Source organism: Microbacterium sp. UBA837 (assembly GCF_002296025.1).
Lineage (GTDB): Bacteria > Actinomycetota > Actinomycetes > Actinomycetales > Microbacteriaceae > Microbacterium.
The window spans coordinates 129,315-145,641 of record NZ_DBHD01000003.1 but is presented as its reverse complement, the minus strand read 5'-3'; the positions used below and the strand labels follow the sequence as shown (position 1 = coordinate 145,641).

Annotated in this window: 19 protein-coding genes; 10 read left to right on the top strand and 9 right to left on the bottom strand. The window is 67.1% G+C overall.

The genetic code is table 11. From position 1 onward, the window contains the following. Positions 1–140, bottom strand: a 140-nt coding sequence (locus B3587_RS00830; protein ID WP_292725850.1) for a GTPase, incomplete at its 3' end; no start/stop codon positions are given. A gap of 83 nt (positions 141–223) precedes the next feature. On the opposite strand from B3587_RS00830, the gene B3587_RS00825 reads away from it, so the two are divergent. Together B3587_RS00825 and B3587_RS00820 are read left to right on the top strand one after the other, a co-directional pair. Continuing rightward, positions 224–823, top strand: a complete 600-nt coding sequence (locus B3587_RS00825) for a 3'-5' exonuclease (protein WP_292725835.1) — start codon at positions 224–226, stop codon at positions 821–823. Positions 824–906: 83 nt separating this feature from the next. Next, positions 907–2,250 (top strand): DNA recombination protein RmuC, encoded by a 1,344-nt coding sequence (locus tag B3587_RS00820; RefSeq protein WP_292725834.1) that lies wholly within the window; start codon positions 907–909, stop codon positions 2,248–2,250. Here the strand turns inward: B3587_RS00820 and B3587_RS00815 are convergent. From B3587_RS00815 to B3587_RS00800, 4 genes are all read right to left on the bottom strand, one after another. After that, positions 2,231–2,455, bottom strand: coding sequence for a UDP-N-acetylmuramyl pentapeptide phosphotransferase (locus B3587_RS00815; protein WP_228177056.1), 225 nt, complete (start codon positions 2,453–2,455; stop codon positions 2,231–2,233). The two genes, B3587_RS00820 and B3587_RS00815, sit on opposite strands and share 20 nt — an antisense overlap. Positions 2,456–2,573: 118 nt before the next feature. Then, positions 2,574–3,563 carry a class II fructose-bisphosphatase gene (gene glpX, locus B3587_RS00810; protein WP_228177055.1) on the bottom strand — a complete coding sequence of 330 codons (990 nt, stop codon included), beginning with the start codon at positions 3,561–3,563 and terminating at the stop codon, positions 2,574–2,576. Between the two features lie 100 nt (positions 3,564–3,663). After that, the gene (locus B3587_RS00805) at positions 3,664–4,017 is read right to left on the bottom strand and encodes a hypothetical protein (protein WP_292725831.1); all 354 of its coding nucleotides are present in this window, start codon (positions 4,015–4,017) and stop codon (positions 3,664–3,666) included. 72 nt (positions 4,018–4,089) lie between these two features. Beyond that, the gene (locus B3587_RS00800; RefSeq protein WP_292725829.1) at positions 4,090–4,419 is read right to left on the bottom strand and encodes a hypothetical protein; all 330 of its coding nucleotides are present in this window, start codon (positions 4,417–4,419) and stop codon (positions 4,090–4,092) included. A 185-nt stretch (positions 4,420–4,604) separates the two neighbouring features. Between B3587_RS00800 and fbaA the strand changes: the two genes are divergently transcribed. Then, positions 4,605–5,636, top strand: a complete 1,032-nt coding sequence (gene fbaA, locus B3587_RS00795) for a class II fructose-bisphosphate aldolase (RefSeq protein WP_228177053.1) — start codon at positions 4,605–4,607, stop codon at positions 5,634–5,636. Between the two features lie 44 nt (positions 5,637–5,680). On the opposite strand, the gene B3587_RS00790 is transcribed toward fbaA, so the two are convergent. Both B3587_RS00790 and B3587_RS00785 read right to left on the bottom strand, forming a co-directional pair. Continuing rightward, positions 5,681–6,235: a DUF6264 family protein gene (locus B3587_RS00790; RefSeq protein WP_292725827.1), complete on the bottom strand. Its 555-nt coding sequence runs from the start codon at positions 6,233–6,235 to the stop codon at positions 5,681–5,683. Further along, positions 6,232–7,251, bottom strand: a complete 1,020-nt coding sequence (locus B3587_RS00785) for a 4-hydroxy-3-methylbut-2-enyl diphosphate reductase (protein WP_374197993.1) — start codon at positions 7,249–7,251, stop codon at positions 6,232–6,234. Before B3587_RS00785 ends, B3587_RS00790 begins: the two co-directional genes overlap by 4 nt. Positions 7,252–7,333: 82 nt before the next feature. On the opposite strand from B3587_RS00785, the gene xseA reads away from it, so the two are divergent. Genes xseA through B3587_RS00750 form a run of 7 tightly spaced genes read left to right on the top strand, consistent with a single transcriptional unit; the run spans position 7,334 to position 13,404 of the window. Beyond that, positions 7,334–8,629 carry an exodeoxyribonuclease VII large subunit gene (gene xseA / locus B3587_RS00780; protein WP_292725825.1) on the top strand — a complete coding sequence of 432 codons (1,296 nt, stop codon included), beginning with the start codon at positions 7,334–7,336 and terminating at the stop codon, positions 8,627–8,629. A gap of 10 nt (positions 8,630–8,639) precedes the next feature. Then, positions 8,640–8,888: an exodeoxyribonuclease VII small subunit gene (locus tag B3587_RS00775; RefSeq protein ID WP_228177049.1), complete on the top strand. Its 249-nt coding sequence runs from the start codon at positions 8,640–8,642 to the stop codon at positions 8,886–8,888. Next, positions 8,885–9,532, top strand: a complete 648-nt coding sequence (locus B3587_RS00770) for a DUF4245 family protein (protein ID WP_292725823.1) — start codon at positions 8,885–8,887, stop codon at positions 9,530–9,532. Before B3587_RS00775 ends, B3587_RS00770 begins: the two co-directional genes overlap by 4 nt. Beyond that, on the top strand, positions 9,529–10,164 hold the full coding sequence (locus tag B3587_RS00765; RefSeq protein WP_375236631.1) for a carbonic anhydrase: 636 nt from the start codon (positions 9,529–9,531) through the stop codon (positions 10,162–10,164). Before B3587_RS00770 ends, B3587_RS00765 begins: the two co-directional genes overlap by 4 nt. Positions 10,165–10,212: 48 nt before the next feature. Beyond that, entirely contained in the window at positions 10,213–11,607 is a 1,395-nt protein-coding gene (locus B3587_RS00760; RefSeq protein ID WP_228177047.1) for a class II fumarate hydratase, read from the top strand. Between the two features lie 46 nt (positions 11,608–11,653). After that, a complete protein-coding gene (locus tag B3587_RS00755; RefSeq protein ID WP_292725820.1) occupies positions 11,654–12,751 on the top strand; it encodes a sensor histidine kinase in 1,098 nt (365 codons plus the stop codon). Continuing rightward, positions 12,748–13,404, top strand: a complete 657-nt coding sequence (locus tag B3587_RS00750; RefSeq protein WP_292725818.1) for a response regulator transcription factor — start codon at positions 12,748–12,750, stop codon at positions 13,402–13,404. The genes B3587_RS00755 and B3587_RS00750 overlap by 4 nt, the downstream gene beginning before the upstream one ends. Positions 13,405–13,633: 229 nt before the next feature. Here the strand turns inward: B3587_RS00750 and B3587_RS00745 are convergent, their stop codons facing one another. Together B3587_RS00745 and B3587_RS00740 are read right to left on the bottom strand one after the other, a co-directional pair. Further along, on the bottom strand, positions 13,634–14,998 hold the full coding sequence (locus B3587_RS00745) for a PhoH family protein (protein WP_375236630.1): 1,365 nt from the start codon (positions 14,996–14,998) through the stop codon (positions 13,634–13,636). Positions 14,999–15,185: 187 nt separating this feature from the next. Continuing rightward, positions 15,186–16,310 (bottom strand): aminotransferase class V-fold PLP-dependent enzyme, encoded by a 1,125-nt coding sequence (locus B3587_RS00740; RefSeq protein WP_292725816.1) that lies wholly within the window; start codon positions 16,308–16,310, stop codon positions 15,186–15,188. Positions 16,311–16,327: the final 17 nt, after the last annotated feature.

The window sequence follows — 16,327 nt, the reverse complement described above, 5'->3', positions numbered from 1 at the left end:
GGGAGGTTCACGACGCCGACGTTCGGCTCGATCGTCGCGAACGGGTAGTTCGCCGCGAGCACCTGATTCTTCGTCAGGGCGTTGAAGAGGGTCGACTTGCCGACATTCGGGAGTCCGACGATTCCGATGGTAAGAGCCACGGGGGTCCAGTCTACGGGGGCGGCACGCCCTCGCTCCGGCGCGCCTCGGGGGCGATGTCGGATGGGCAGGCGATGCTGAAGCCGTGTCACTGGATTTCACCGCAATCGACTTCGAAACGGCGAATTCCAGCAATGCCTCAGCGTGCGCCGTCGGCCTTGCCCGCGTGCGCGACGGCGCGATCGTCGCAACCGCGGGCTGGCTCATCCGCCCTCCGTTCCCCCACGACCGCTTCTTCGAGATCAACACCCGCATCCATGGCATCCGCGAACAGGACGTCGTAGACGCACCGACCTGGGCTGAGCAGCTCCCGGACCTGTGCGCGTTCATCGGTGATGACGTCGCGATCGCCCACAACGCCGGGTTCGACATGAGCGTCATCCGCCGTGCCTGCGAGGCAACGGGAACTGCCTGCCCCGACCTGACCTATGCGTGCACCGTGCAGGTCTCCCGCCGTACCTATGACATCCCGTCGCACCGCCTCCCCGCCGCGGCAGCCGCCGCCGGATACGCGGGCTTCGTGCACCACGAGGCTGTCGCGGATGCCGTGGCCTGTGCGCACATCGCGATCGATGCTGCGCGCCGCGCCGCCGCACCCGACATCACGTCACTCGCCGAAGCACTCGGGGTGCGGCTCGGGCGTCTCGAGGGCTTCGCCGCAGCAGCCGAGACGATCTTCGCTTGACGCGCCACGTCCTCTGCCCTGCCTCTGGCCCGGTCGCGGCGCGGTGAGCGGGCGATGTCGGTGGCCCGCGGCATCCTGACGACATGGACGCATTACTGGTGTCGGGAATCATCCTCGGGAGCCTCGTGGCAGGCCTCATCGCGGGCTGGGCGTTCGGTGCGGCCGGGGCCCGGGCGCGATCGATGTCTCAGCTGGCCGGCGTGCGCGAGCAGCTTGCCGCAACCACCGCCGCACACGAGGCGACCCTCGCGCAGCTCGCCCAGCAGAAGGAGTGGTACCGCGACCTCGTCGCCCAGACCCGCTCTGATCAGGCAGCTCGCGAGGAACGCGAGAGACGCGAGCAATCGGTGCTCCGCGCCCTCGAGCCGGTGCGCGAGACGCTGCAGTCGATGCAGATGACGGTCGCCGAACTCGAGCGCGAACGGCAGAACCAGTACGGCACGATCGCCGAGCAGCTGCGGCGAGCGCAGCAGTCCGACGAGGCCCTGCGTGCCACGACCGAGAGCCTTGCCAGCGCGCTGCGTTCGGGAAGCACGCGCGGCGTGTGGGGCGAGACGCAGCTGCGCCGGGTCGTCGAGGCTGCCGGGCTCACGCGGCATGTCGATTTCGACATCCAGTCGACGATCGAGACGGATGCCGGAGCCGGCCGCCCCGACATGATCATTCGCCTGCCCGGAGACAAGGCCATCGCCGTCGACGCCAAGGTGCCCCTTGACGCGTATCTGGAGGCCGCAGCAGTCCCCGAGACCGCAGTCGGCGCCGAAGCCGCATCCCGCCGTGCTCTCATGGACAAGCACGTGAAGGCCATGCGCGCGCACGTCGACGCCCTCGCCAAAAAGACGTACTGGGCCGGCTTGACGTCGAGCCCCGAGTTCGTGATCTGCTTCGTGCCGAGCGAGTCACTTCTGTCGACGGCACTCGATGCCGACCCCACGCTGCTGGATTACGCCTTCGGACGACGCGTCGCGCTGGCGTCACCGGTCAATCTGTGGGCGGTGCTCAAGACCGTCGCCTACACCTGGACGCAGCAGGACGTCACCGCGGATGCCCGGCGCCTGTTCGATCTCGGCAATGAACTGTTCACGCGGCTCGGCGGCCTCGCATCGCACGCCAACGACCTGCGCCGGTCGATCGAACGGACCGTCGAGTCCTTCAACCGCTTCGCGGGAACTCTCGAGTCTCGGGTGCTCGTGACGGCAAGGAAGTTCCCCGGGATCGATGACACGAAGCTGGATGCCGTCACCGGCCCGGCCGCGATCGAGTCGGCTCCCCGGCACCTGACGGCGATCGAACTTCTGGAACCCGGGTCAGAACACGACGGAAGTCGAGCTTCGGGGATCACCGATAACGAGCCGTCAACTCGCATAACGGCAGATCTCGGTGAGGTCAGGGGGCGCGTTCAGGCGCCTACGCACCGCCGGGAATGAGGCTCAGCAGGGCGACAACCGTTCCCGACACCAAAATGAACGCTCCGATCGACCACCAGACCGACGGTTGATGCCCTTCGGGGCGACGCACCCGAAAGAAGACGTCAGGTCGGCGTGCCGGATCGCTGGCGTCCGCGATCACGGCCTGAGCACCGGTGTGCGGGCCCGTTCGGGGATTGCGGTCTTCGCTCGGTGGTGTCGACATGGCGTCACTCCTCGCTTCCGTTCGGACTCCTCTGATTCTGCCAGAGGCCCGCGCGGAGGCGGCCGCACCGCGCCCGAGAGCAGCGCCAGCCCATCAGGCCGACGAGGAAGTCACCTGCTCACAGCCACTTCGATACGAGGTGCTCGGACGAAATCCGACGCAGGGTCCCCGAAGCTCCGCGAAGAACGACACTCTCCGTGTAGACGTACCCGCCCTCACGCCGAACCCCGGCAACGAGCTCGCCGTTGGTCACTCCGGTAGCAACGAAGATCGTGTTGTTGCCCTGGACCATGTCGTCGGCCTCATAGATGTGCCCGTCGACCTTCAGGCCCGCGTCGGTGGCGCGCTGCGCCTCGTCGTCATTGCGGGGCCAGAGCCGTCCCTGGATGTGTCCGCCGAGGGCCTTGATCGCGCACGCCGTAACGATCCCCTCGGGGCTGCCTCCGATACCCACGCACATGTCGGTTCGCGCGTTGTGACGGGCCGCGTTGATTCCCCCCGCGACGTCACCGTCGCTCATGAGGCGTGTGCCGGCCCCGGCCTCCCGGATCTGTGCGATGAGCTTGTCGTGTCGCGGCCGGTTGAGGACCGAGACGACGATCTCATCCACCGGTTTGCCGAGCGCCTTTGCCAACAGCCGGATGTTTTCGCCGATCGGGAGGCGGATGTCGACCACGCCGACACCGGCGGGCCCGGTCACCAGCTTGTCCATGTAGAACACCGACGAGGCGTCGAGCATCGTGCCGTGATCTGAAACAGCAAGGACGGAGAGCGCGTTATTGCGACCCTCGGCCGTCAGCGATGTGCCGTCGATCGGGTCGACCGCGACGTCGCACTTCGGCCCGCGACCGTTGCCGACACTCTCACCGTTGAAGAGCATGGGGGCGTCATCCTTTTCGCCCTCGCCGATGACGATGGTGCCGTCGAAACTCACTGTCGTGAGGAACGCGCGCATGGCGTCGACCGCTGCCCCATCGGCAGCCTCTTTGGCACCGCGGCCGATGAAGGGCACCGACCGGATCGCCGCAGCCTCGGTCGCACGGACCAGCTCGAGCGCCAGGTTCCGGTCGGGATGCAACGGGCTCATGTCTGCGGTCAGGCTCACCATGCTCTCACCCTAGCCACAGCCGCGCCCCGCGACCGTGGGGTTACGTCATCGGGTTCGGGGTAAGAATTGCGGTTCTTGCCAGGCCCGAAAGCGCGGTGTCTCAGACGCCGCTGTGTCCGCTCGATGCCCCGGCGGCCCACTCGAGCGCGATGACCACGACAAGTCCGATGACCGCGGAAATTCCCATTGCAGCCATCAGCCACGCCAACGTCATGCTCTTTGCGCGCGCCGACTGGATGAAGATGGCGCTCAGGATCATCGCGAGGTAACCGGCGACGAGGAGTGAGAGCGCCATGCCCGCCGATGCGAACTGCAGCGGCATGAGAAAGGCGAAGATGGTGCCCGCAACGATCAGCAGGATGCCGCCGGCGATCAACCACCGTTTCTCACTCCCCGCACGCATCGCGGGCTGGTTGCGCAAGCTGGTCGGATCGTACTCAGTCGGATCAGTCATCGTGCCGACGCTAGGGGCCCCGACGCCGCTGAGCACGCCCCTTGACAGATCGGCCGGGGCCGTCCTGAGCAGCTACGGTCGCGGCGCAGGCGCGCTCGTCGAATCGAAGTGCTGCGCCACCAAGAGAATCCCTCCGGACGAGTTCGCGGAATTGGCGAGGTCCTCGATCCACTCACGACTCAGCTGCGGCGATTCCGGCTCATCGAAGACGAAACGGAGCGGAATAGACGGATGCAGCCAGATGGTGGTGCGGCCGGGTTCCTGGCCCTCAGGGTGCTGCCACGACACCGTGAAACTCTCGCCGCGGCGCAGCTTCGTGGCGATCACCACTTTGAGGTGCGCAAGCGCGAGGTCGTCGATGTAGATCGGGGTCGCCGATCCTCCGTAGTAAACAGTTCCCATGTCCGCAACCCTATGCGCCAGGCCGTGAAGAAAGGCCGACATGGCAGAACCTTCATGTTCGGGTTGCACGTTAGCCGACGGCCGGCAAATCTCACGGCTGGCCGCCTCGGCGCTCCCTGACGCGCTTCGCTAGAGTGACGGTGAACCCCCACCGAGGTGAATCCCCACCGACAAGGAGCGCACTCATGCCCGTCGCAACCCCCGACCAGTACGCCGAGATGCTCGACCGCGCCAAGGCGGGCGGGTTTGCCTACCCGGCTATCAACGTCTCGAGCTCGCAGTCGATCAACGCGGTACTACAGGGTCTCGCGGAGGCAGGTTCCGACGGCATCCTGCAGGTGACGACGGGTGGCGCTGATTACTTCGCCGGTCACACCGTCAAGGCTCGCGCGACCGGAGCGCTTGCGATGGCGAAGTTCGCGACCGAGGTCGCCAAGAACTACCCGATCACCGTCGCGCTGCACACCGACCACTGCCCCAAGCCCGCGCTCGAAGACTTCGTGCTCCCGCTGCTTGCGGCATCCGAGGAGCAGGTCAAGGCCGGCGGCGAGCCGATCTTCCAGTCCCACATGTGGGATGGCTCGGCAGTCCCGCTCGGCGAGAACATCGAGATCGCCAAGGAGCTGCTGCCCCGGCTGAAGAACATCAACGCGATCCTCGAGGTCGAGATCGGTGTCGTCGGCGGCGAAGAGGACGGCGTCAAGCACGAGGGCACAAACGACGCGCTCTACACCACGACCGGCGATGTCACGCAGGTCGTGGAGGCCCTGGGTCTTGGTGACCAGGGCCGGTGGATCGCCGCGCTCACCTTCGGCAACGTGCACGGGGTCTACAAGCCCGGCAACGTCAAGCTCAAGCCCGAACTGCTCGGCGAGATCCAGGAGGGGATCGCAGCCAAGTTCGGCACCGGCGCCAAGCCCCTCGATCTCGTCTTCCACGGCGGCAGCGGTTCGACCGAGGAAGAGATCGCGCTGGCTGTCGCGAACGGTGTGATCAAGATGAACATCGACACCGACACCCAGTACGCGTTCACGCGCTCCGTCGCGGGCTTCATGTTCAGCAACTACGACGGCGTCCTGAAGGTCGATGGCGAGGTCGGCAACAAGAAGGCGTACGACCCCCGCGCGTGGGGCAAGGTCGCGGAGTCCGCGATGGCGGCACGTGTGGTCGAAGCCACGCAGCAGCTCGGTTCCGCGGGCAAGTCGCTCGGCGCCTGAGACACAACGGCACGCACTCAGTCAGCCGACCCGCGTGCCTGATCTCAAGAGATCGAGGTCAGGTACGCGGCGAAGGCGGGGTCTGACATCAGCGGGACGATCGCGAGCGCGCCGACGACCACATGAGTCACGACGGCGCCGACCAGCGGCACCCACCACGCGATCTTGCCGGCCATGGTCCGCCGCACCGAGAACCATGCGGTGATGAGGTATCCGATGATCAGGGCGACCGCAGCTGCAGCACCCCACGTCTGTCCGCCGCCCAGGTTCGTGAACTCGCCGGGGATCCCCATCACCTCGAAGACCGTTGCGGCGTACTGCGAGAAATCCACGAGCGCGAGAGCAGCGACAGCGACGTTGACCAACGCGTAGGCGAGCAGGGCGAAGGTGACGATGCGGTCGATTGCCCTCGATCGTGCAGGGTCGACGGCACTGCGGGGCGTGCCGTCGTTGCCCACGGATGCCGACGCCGCGGCATCCGTCACCGACTCGCCGGTCTCGAGAGCCCATGTCGCGTCGGGCTTCTGGATGCGCGCCCGCTGCTCTTCCGGCGTCGCATAGACGCCGTACTTCGGCTCGGGCCGGTCTTCGTCGCTCATGCGCGCACGCGCCCGCCCCGGTGTTCGCTTGTGCTCTGCCGCAGTTCCTTGGGAAGCGAGAACATCAGGTCCTCCTCGGCTGTGCGCACCTCTTCGACGTCGCGATAGCCGGCCGCCGCAAGGTCCTCGAGCACCTGCTGAACCAGCACCTCGGGGACTGAGGCGCCACTGGTGACACCGACGCTGGCAACGCCATCGAGCCATTCCTGCCGAATCTCGTCAGCGTAATCGACGCGATACGCAGCCTTCGCGCCGTACTCGAGCGCGACCTCGACGAGCCGCACGCTGTTGGACGAGTTGGCCGAGCCGACGACGATCACCAGGTCAGCACCTTGGGCGACCTTCTTGATGGCTACCTGGCGGTTCTGGGTCGCGTAGCAGATGTCGTCGGAGGGCGGATCCTGCAGCTCGGGGAACCGCTCGCGCAACCGCCTGACGGTTTCCATCGTTTCGTCCACCGAGAGCGTCGTCTGCGAGAGCCAGACCACGCGGGACGGATCCCGCACCTGAACGGTGTCGGCCTCTTCGGGCGAGTTGACGATCGTGATGTGCTCCGGCGCCTCACCCGCCGTGCCCTCGACCTCTTCGTGACCGAGGTGACCGATCAAGAGGATCTCGAACTCGTCGCGGGCAAAGCGCACTGCTTCGCGGTGAACCTTCGTCACCAGCGGGCAGGTCGCATCGATTGCCTGGAGCTGCCGATCGGCTGCCGACTGCACGACAGCCGGTGACACACCGTGCGCGCTGAAGACGACGTGCGCGCCCTCGGGAACTTCGTCGACCTCGTCGACGAAGATCGCGCCCTTCTGCTCCAGCTCGGTCACGACGTGGATGTTGTGAACGATCTGCTTGCGGACGTAGACGGGGGCACCGAATCGCTCGAGCGCCTTCTCGACCGCGATGACGGCTCGATCGACCCCCGCGCAGTATCCCCGGGGCGCAGCGAGCAGCACCCGCTTGGGTCGGTCGACCGGGATATCCTGGAGGCGCTCACGGCGCCGCGGAACGCGGGGCATGGGCATGTGTACCGCGGGAGTGCTCATCGGTCCGATTCTACGGGGGCGTCCTGAGCGCGGGCCGGGCGAGCCGAAAGGGATCATGACGACGTTTCAGCCCGAACCCGTCCCGGGGCAGGCCCCACCCCCTGATTCGGTCCACCCTCGGGACTCGAACGCTCACTCCCCGACCTCGGTGGCCCGCCTCGGCGACACGATCCGCGGCTTCGTCGAAACGTGGGGTTCCGTGTGGGTCGAGGGAGAGATCACGTCGTGGAACCTTCGCGGCGGCAACGTTTTCGGGCGGATGAAGGACCTGACAACTGACGCGACGATCTCGATCAGGATCTGGTCGAGCACGCGCCAACGCCTCCCCGCCGACCTTGCCGTCGGCGATCGCGTCGTCGCGTGCGTCAAGGCCGACTACTTCACACGAACCGGCGACTTCAGCTTCGCCGTTTCGGCGATGCGGCACGTGGGGCTCGGCGACCAGTTGGAGCGGCTCGAGCGGCTCCGGGTCCAGCTGCGTGGCGAAGGACTGTTCGACCCCTCGCGCAAGAAGCCGCTCCCCTTCCTCCCGCACCTCATCGGCCTGATCACGGGCGAGAACTCGGATGCCGAGAAGGATGTGCATCGCAACGCCGAACTGCGCTGGCCGCGCGTGCGGTTTCGCACGCGGTACGCGGCGGTGCAGGGGGATCGCTGCGTGCCCGAGACGATCGCGGCGCTGAAGACCCTGGACGCCGACCCCGAGGTGGATGTGATCATCATCGCTCGCGGCGGGGGTGACCCGCAGACGCTGCTGGGGTTCAGTGACGAGCGCCTCGTTCGTGCGGTCGCCGCGGCGTCTACCCCCGTGGTCAGCGCGATCGGGCACGAGAACGACCATCCGATCCTCGACGACGTGGCAGATCTTCGAGCATCCACGCCGACGGATGCCGCCAAGCGCGTGGTCCCCGACGTCGCCGAGCAGCGGGCGCTCGTATCCCAGCTGCTCAGCCGCGCCCGGACCCGGGTGACACAGCGGCTGGCTCATGACATCACGCAGCTCGAGCAGCTGCGCTCACGCCCCGTGTTGCGCAATCCCGAGAACGCCGTGGCGCAGCGAGCGCAGCACATCGAGCTTCTCGTGGCGCGAGGGCGGGACCACGCCGAGCGTGCCGTGGCGGCGCAGGCCCGGAAGACCGCGGAGTTGCGAGCAGCGGTGCGAGCCCTCTCCCCCGCCTCGACTCTTGCCCGCGGCTACGCCATCGCGCACGTCGCGGGTGGGGTCATCGTGCGAGATGCCGAGCAGGCGCCCGCCGGTACCGACGTCACCGTCACAGTGGGGCGTGGCTCGTTCGGGGCCCGTTCTGCAGGCGAGGTCGAGGAGAGCAGCACCCCCGACGTGCCGCTCTAGGATGGAGATCATGACCGCCGCCAACCCGCATGCACCGGGGGATGTCGACGACCTGTCGTTCGAACAGGCTCGCGACGAGCTGGTTCGGGTCGTCGCAGCGCTGGAGCAGGGCGCACCAACCCTCGAGGAGTCGCTGCGACTGTGGGAGCGCGGCGAAGCACTCGCAGCGCGATGTGAGCAATGGCTCGTCGGCGCGAAGGAGCGGCTGGATGCTGCGCGCGCGGCGTCGACGTCGTCCCCGAGCGGAGACGAGTCATGATGGCTCAGCGCGACCGGATCGTCGCCGAGCTCGGGCGTCCCGAAACGCCCGAGGAGACGGCGGCCCGGAAGGCCGAGTCTTCCCGCGTGTATCGGTCGAGCCAGACGTTTCGCAATCTGGTTGCCGCCCTGGTGATCACGCTCGGAATCGTTGCGATCGTCATCTTCGCCGTGCCACGAGGCGAACCACCAGCCTCGGAGCCGATCGACGTCGCCGCCGTCGCCGAGGAGGTCTCACTCACCCTCGACGGCTCGACCGTGATCGTTCCTGTCGTTCCCGAGACCTGGCTCGTGACCTCAGCCGCCGTCGCGGGAGACGACCCGCGCACGTGGACGGTGCTGTATGTCCCGGCTGAGGACGCCGGATTCGTGCGGGTTTCCCAGGGCTTCAGCGCAGACGCAACGTGGCCGACGCGCGAGCTCTCGGGGGCAGATTCGGCGGGAACCATCGTCATCGATGGTGTCGAATGGACCGAGTACGACATCCCCGACCCCGCCCGCGCCGGCAACATTTCGGCTGCTTTGAGTACCACCGCCGGCGACGACACGATCCTCGTCTACGGCGCGACGGATGCCGACACCCTTCGCGTGGTGGCCGAGGGCCTGGCCGACCAGATCATCGCCGCCCGAGAGGGGATCTCATGATGCCGACCGCGACTCCCGCCGAGGTCTGGGGAGACATGCGCGACGGCAATGCACGGTTCGTGTCGGGCGAGCCCTCACACCCTCGGCAGGATGTCGAGCGTCGTCACGAGCTGGCCGGAGGTCAACGCCCCCGTGCCGCGCTCTTCGGCTGTGCCGACTCGCGCCTCGCGGCGGAGATCATCTTCGACCAGGGCCTCGGCGACCTGTTCGTCGTCCGAAACGCTGGACAGGTCATCTCCGACTCTGTTGTGGGCAGCCTCGAATACGCCGTCGCGGTGCTCGAAGTCCCCCTCATCGTCGTGCTCGGACATGACGAATGCGGCGCCGTAGCCGCGGCTATCGAGTCAACGACCGTGGATGCCCCCTCCCTTCCCCCGCACATCTGGCGCCAGATCGCGCCCATCGTCCCGGCGGTCAGACGCGTCATCCGCTCTTCCGACGGCGGACCGGTGGACGCCGAAGAGGTAGGCCGAGAGCACCTGCGCGACACCGTCGCCGAGCTCCTCCACTCCTCCGAACTCATCAGCGATGCCGTCGCCGCCGGAACCCTCGCGATCGTCGGAGCGAACTATCGGCTGTCGGAGGGCACGGCGATCCCCGATGTCATCGTGGGCGCCGCCGAGAACCCCTGATCACTGCGGGCAGCTGCCCGAGCACACCTGAAGCGAAGGAACGAGGACGTGACTGACATCGAGTACCGCATCGAACACGACACGATGGGCGAGGTGCGGGTGCCCAAGAACGCACTGTACGCCGCGCAAACCCAGCGGGCCGTGGAGAACTTCCCGATCTCGGGTGATGCCCTCGACCCCGCGCAGATCGTGGCGCTGGCGCGCATCAAGAAGGCTGCGGCGCTGGCCAACCGGGACCTCGGCACGCTCGACGCCCAGATCGCAGAGGCCATCGCCGCGGCGGCCGACGAGATCATCGGCGGGGCGCACGCCGACCAGTTCCCGATCGATGTGTACCAGACCGGCAGCGGCACCTCGTCGAACATGAACATGAACGAGGTGCTCGCCACCATCGCGACGCACAGCCTCGGCCAGACGGTGCACCCGAACGACCACGTCAACGCGTCCCAGTCCTCGAACGACGTCTTTCCGACGTCGGTGCACGTCGCGGTCACCCAGGAACTGATCGACGACCTCATCCCGGCACTCGACCACCTGGCGGTAGCGCTCGAAGAGAAGGCTGAGCTCTGGAAGAGCGTCGTGAAGTCCGGCAGGACCCACCTCATGGACGCCACCCCCGTCACCCTCGGCCAGGAGTTCGGCGGCTACGCCCGCCAGATCCGCCTCGGCATCGAGCGTGTTCAGGCTGTCATCCCCCACGTGGCCGAGGTCCCCCTGGGCGGTACCGCCGTCGGGACCGGAATCAACACTCCGCTCGGTTTCCCCCAGAAGGTCCTCGAGATCTTGGTCGCTGAGACCGAGCTGCCGATCACCGAGGCCAAGGACCACTTCGAGGCTCAGGCAAACCGCGATGCGCTCGTTGAGGCATCCGGTGCTCTGCGGACGATCGCGGTCTCTCTCACGAAGATCAACAACGACCTGCGGTGGATGGGGTCGGGCCCCAACACGGGTCTTGCCGAACTACGGATCCCGGACCTTCAGCCGGGCTCGTCGATCATGCCCGGCAAGGTGAACCCCGTTGTTCCCGAGGCGACCCTGATGGTGTGCGCGCGCATCATCGGCAATGACGCGACCATCGCCTGGGCAGGCGCCTCCGGCGCGTTCGAACTGAACGTCGCGATACCGGTCATGGGGACCGCTCTGCTCGAATCGATCCGGCTGCTCTCGAACACGGTTCGAGTCCTTGCAGACAAGACGATCGTGGGACTGGAAGCCAACGTCGAGCGCGCCTCGGCCTTCGCCGGCATGTCGCCGTCGATCGTGACGCCCCTGAACAAGCTGATCGGCTACGAAGCCGCGGCCAAGATCGCCAAGCACGCGGTCGCCGAAGGGATCACGATTCGCGAAGCCGTCGTTGCGCTGGGCTACATCGAGCGCGGTGAGCTGACTCCCCAGCAGCTCGATGAGAAGCTCGACCTGCTGTCAATGACCCACCCGGGCTGAGCTGCCGCGGATGCGCCGGACCGGCGCGCCGGGCGATAATCACCCCATGACACGGTCCCAGCGGCCGCGATCGGCGCGGCGTCGCATCGTCACGGGGGCGGCACTGGCGTGCGCCGTGGCCCTCGCCCTCGTCGGCGGCGTGACATTCACGGCGCAGGCGGCTGCGCTCTGGAGTGCCGGCGCGCCGCTGGATCCCCTGCTGATGCCGATGACCGTCTTCGGCGTTGCATCCGTCGTCACCATTGTTCTCGTGGTGCTCGTCGGATGGTTCGTCGCCGGCGCGGCGCTTCGATCGATAGCGGAGGTGCGAGAAGCAGCCGAAAGCATGACGCTCGCGGATCTGAGCCGGCGCCTGCCGTCCGACGGCGGCGAGGGCATCGCCGACCTGTCGCAGAGCGTCAACTCCATGCTCGACCGCCTCGAAGGTTCGGTCGACTCGCAGCGACAGCTGCTGGATGATGTGCGGCACGAACTCAAGACACCGATCACCATCGTGCGCGGACATCTCGAGATCATGGATGCGTCGGATCGGGCCGACGTCGATGCCACCCGGGCGATCGGAATCGCCGAGCTCGACCGACTCACACGACTGGTCGAAGACATCGATCTGCTGGCAGCAGCGGAGACCGACACCTACGCGTCCGACGAGATCGATCTCGCCGCTCTCACTGCTCGGATGGCAGACATGGTGGCTGTCATCCCGGGACACGACTGGCACGTCACCGACCGGGCGACGGGGCGGATGCTCGGCGACGGAGACCGCCTGCTTCAGGCGTGGTTGCAGCTGGCAGACAATGCTTCGAAGTACTCCCCTGACGCGAGTCCGATCGATGTCGGCAGCGCGGTGGACCCTGTCGAGGTCCGCCTCTGGGTGCGTGACCACGGTCCCGGCGTACCGCCGGCGATGCGCCATCGCATCTTCCGCCGATTCGACCGAGCGGGACGACGCCGAAGTGTGGGAGGCTCGGGGTTGGGATTGGCGATCGTCGACGCCATCGCGAAAGGCCATGGTGGCCGATGCGAGGTGACCGATACCCCCGGGGGCGGGGCAACGTTCACCATCCACGTGCCGCACACCAGCGGTGCGTCCTACCCGGCGCCGGTACGCGCCGATGACGTGATCCATCAGGGGGGAAAGCGGTGACGAGGATCCTCATCGCAGAAGACGAGCCGCAGATCTCGGCGTTCGTGGAACGTGGCCTGCGCGCCGCAGGCTATGAGACGGTGATCGTCGACGACGGGCCGCCGGCTCTCGAGCTCCTTCGGGGCGGAACGATCGACCTCGCGCTCCTCGATATCGGTTTGCCGACACTGGACGGGCTCGAGGTGCTTCGTCAGATTCGTCGTGAAGGCCGCACGGTGCCCATCATCATGTTGACTGCCCGCACCAGCACTCGGGATACCGTCGAAGGGCTCGAGTCCGGGGCGAGCGACTACATCCGAAAGCCGTTCACCTTCGAGGAACTCCTCGCGCGCGTGCGCTCACGGCTGCGCGAGGTACCAGCCGACGCGGGGACGACGATCGTCCACGGTGAGGTCTCACTCGATCTGTTGTCACGGCGCGCGCTGGTCGGGGGGCGGGAGGTTGAACTGTCGGCCCGGGAGTTCGCTCTTGCTGAGCAGTTTCTGCGCAGCCCGGGAATGGTGCTCTCCCGCGAACAGCTTCTGAGCCGGGTCTGGGAGATGGACTTCGATCCCGGGTCGAATGTCGTCGACGTGTACGTGCGCTACCTCCGAGGCAAGCTCGGCGCGCATCACATCGCCACCGTACGCGGAGCCGGCTACCGCTGGGAGTGACCAGGGCATGAGAGTGACCAGGGCATGAGAGTGCCCCCGGCGTCTGGGGTGTCGCCGGGGGCAGGGCCGGTTATTGGGGGGTCACCGACCGGAGGGTCTCGCGATCTGGGGGGCTCGCGGAACCCGTTGCACCAATGGTGACAGACGCCGGGTCCCCGATGACCCACCTCTCGATGAGACTCTTCTCATGGTTGCGTGAGGGTTCGCTCACAGCGCGATCCTTCCCGCCTCAGGACAGCTCTCCCGATTCCAGGAGGTCGGTGACCAGGGCCGCGATGGCGGACCGTTCCGACCGCACGAGGGTGACATGCCCGAACAGGGCCTGACCCTTGAGCGTCTCGATCACCGAGGCGACACCGTCGTGGCGACCCACCCGAAGGTTGTCTCGCTGGCCGACATCGTGGGTGAGGACGACTCGGGAGTTCTGGCCGATGCGGCTGAGCACCGTGAGCAGCACGTTGCGCTCGAGCGACTGGGCCTCGTCAACGATCACGAAGGCGTCGTGCAAGGAGCGACCGCGGATGTGCGTCAGGGGAAGGACCTCCAGGAGCCCCCGTTCGACGACCTCGTCGAGGACATTGCCAGAGACGACCGACCCGAGCGTGTCGAACACCGCTTGGCCCCAGGGGTTCATCTTCTCGGTCTGATCGCCGGGCAGGTACCCGAGTTCCTGGCCGCCGACCGCGAACAGGGGACGGAAAACGATGATCTTGCGCTGCTGCTGCCGCTCGAGCACTGCCTCGAGCGCCGCGCACAGGGCAAGAGCCGACTTCCCCGTGCCAGCCCGGCCGCCAAGGGACACGATGCCGACCTCGGGATCGAGAAGAAGGTCGATCGCCACGCGCTGCTCAGCCGAGCGGCCGTGCAGTCCGAACACATCGCGGTCGCCACGCACGAGTCGGTAACCACCGTCGCCGGTGACACGGCCAAGGCCCGAGCCCCGCTCGGAGTGAATGATCAGGCCGGTGTTGACCGGCAGCCCCGTCACCTGTTCGCTGGCGCCGACTTCGCTTTCGTACAGATCGCTGAGCTCGTCCCCGGAGATGTCGATCGTCGCGATGCCGGTCCAGCCGGAGTCGACAGCCTGCTCGGCAAGGTACTCCTCGGCCGAAATGCCGAGCGACGCCGCCTTGACCCGCATCGGCAGGTCCTTGGAGACGACGGTGACCTCCTGACCATCGGATGCCAGGTTCATGGCCACGGCAAGGATGCGGCTGTCGTTGTCTCCCAGTCGCATACCCGAAGGCAACGCGTCAGGGTTGGTGTTGTTCAACTCGACCCGCAGCGTTCCGCCGGCGCCGACCGGGACCGGGAAGTCGAGTCGTCCGTGCTCGACGCGCAACTCATCGAGGTGGCGTAGCGCCTGCCGTGCGAAGTATCCGATCTCTGGATCGTGCCGTTTGCCTTCGAGTTCGGTGATGACCACCACCGGGACCACGACGTTGTGCTCGGCGAATCGGAAGAACGCGCGCGGATCGCTCAGCAGCACTGATGTGTCGAGCACGTAGGTGCGCAGCGTCTGATCCTGCTCGGCATCTTCGATCCGGCCGTCCTGGTGAACCCGGTCCTGTGCCTGTGCTGCCCGTGTGGTCACAACCCACTCCCGCCCCGGGTGGTAATTCCCGGTACCCAGCGAGTCGACCAGGGGTCACGAGTCGCGATCCTGACGGCCGACCCGGTCGGGCGCCTTGCCCGACGAGTTGAACGTACGACGGGGATCGGGCGCCGTAGGCATCGACACGCTGTCGACACCGTTACATCGAGGTAAATTCCTCCGAGCCCTACCAGGCTCGGGCTGCCACGTAGGCCGAGAGCGTGGCGGCCAGCAGCGACAGCGATTCGTCATCGGTACCGGCGTGGGCAGAGACGCGGATCGTGCCGCCCCGGGGGGTGATCGTGACTCCCGCATTAGCGAGGGCAGCCGCGAGCGGCCCCGCGTCCTGCGGTTCCGGAGCCAACGTCACGATCCCCGCGCGGCGCTCGGGCTCTCGCGGGGTGATGACGGGGATGGCGTTCTCATCGGCGATCTCGATCACTCGCGTTGCCCGCGCCTCGACGGCTGCGGCGATCGTCGCCACACCGACCTCGTGAATCTCATGGAGTGCACTGCCCAGGCGAGCAGCCGCGAGCGAATCGGCCTTCGAGACGATGAAAGCGCGCGCATCTCGCGACGGCTCAGGCACCTCATCCACGGGCAGTCCATCGGCAACCCCGGCGTAGCCCGAGAGCACCGGGGTCAGCCGATCGACCGCACGCGGGCTGTAGGTGGCGACGCCGGTGCCGCGTCCGGCGCGCAGCCACTTGTATCCGTTGGCACAGACGACATCCGCCGCACCGTAATCGGCGTCCACGATCCCGAGCCCCTGGATCGCGTCGACGATGAGCAGTCGGTCTCCGATCACGTCGCGGAGGGCGCTGAGGTCGACGCGATAGCCGGTGCGAAAATCCACGAGGCTCACGGCGACCGCCGTGACCTCATCGGTGAGGGCTTCGCGGACGACATCCGGGGTCACGAACCCGTTCCCGGGCTCGAGCCACGCCGCTCGCATCGTGCCGAGCGACGCCTCGGCGCGCGCCGCGGCGATCGTCAACGCCGGGTACTCGGCACGAGAGAGCAGAAGCGTGCCGCTGAGGCCGTAGATCGCCTGCTGCAGGCCGTGACTGGTCGAGGGCTGAATGACGATCTGCTCCGCGGGAACACCCAGCACGGATGCCGCGTGAGAGCGCGACTGGTCGACGTGCTCGTTGACGAGGTCAACGCTCGAGCGGCGGCCCGTTCCGAGGAGCTCGGCATCCGCGTGCACTTCGCTGCGAACAACTGGCGAGAGCGGTCCGAATGCCGCCCAGTCGAGGTAGCCGGGCTCGGAATCGAAGGACTCGATATACGTCGTGATATCACCCGTCACTGTCACATTTTCGCACG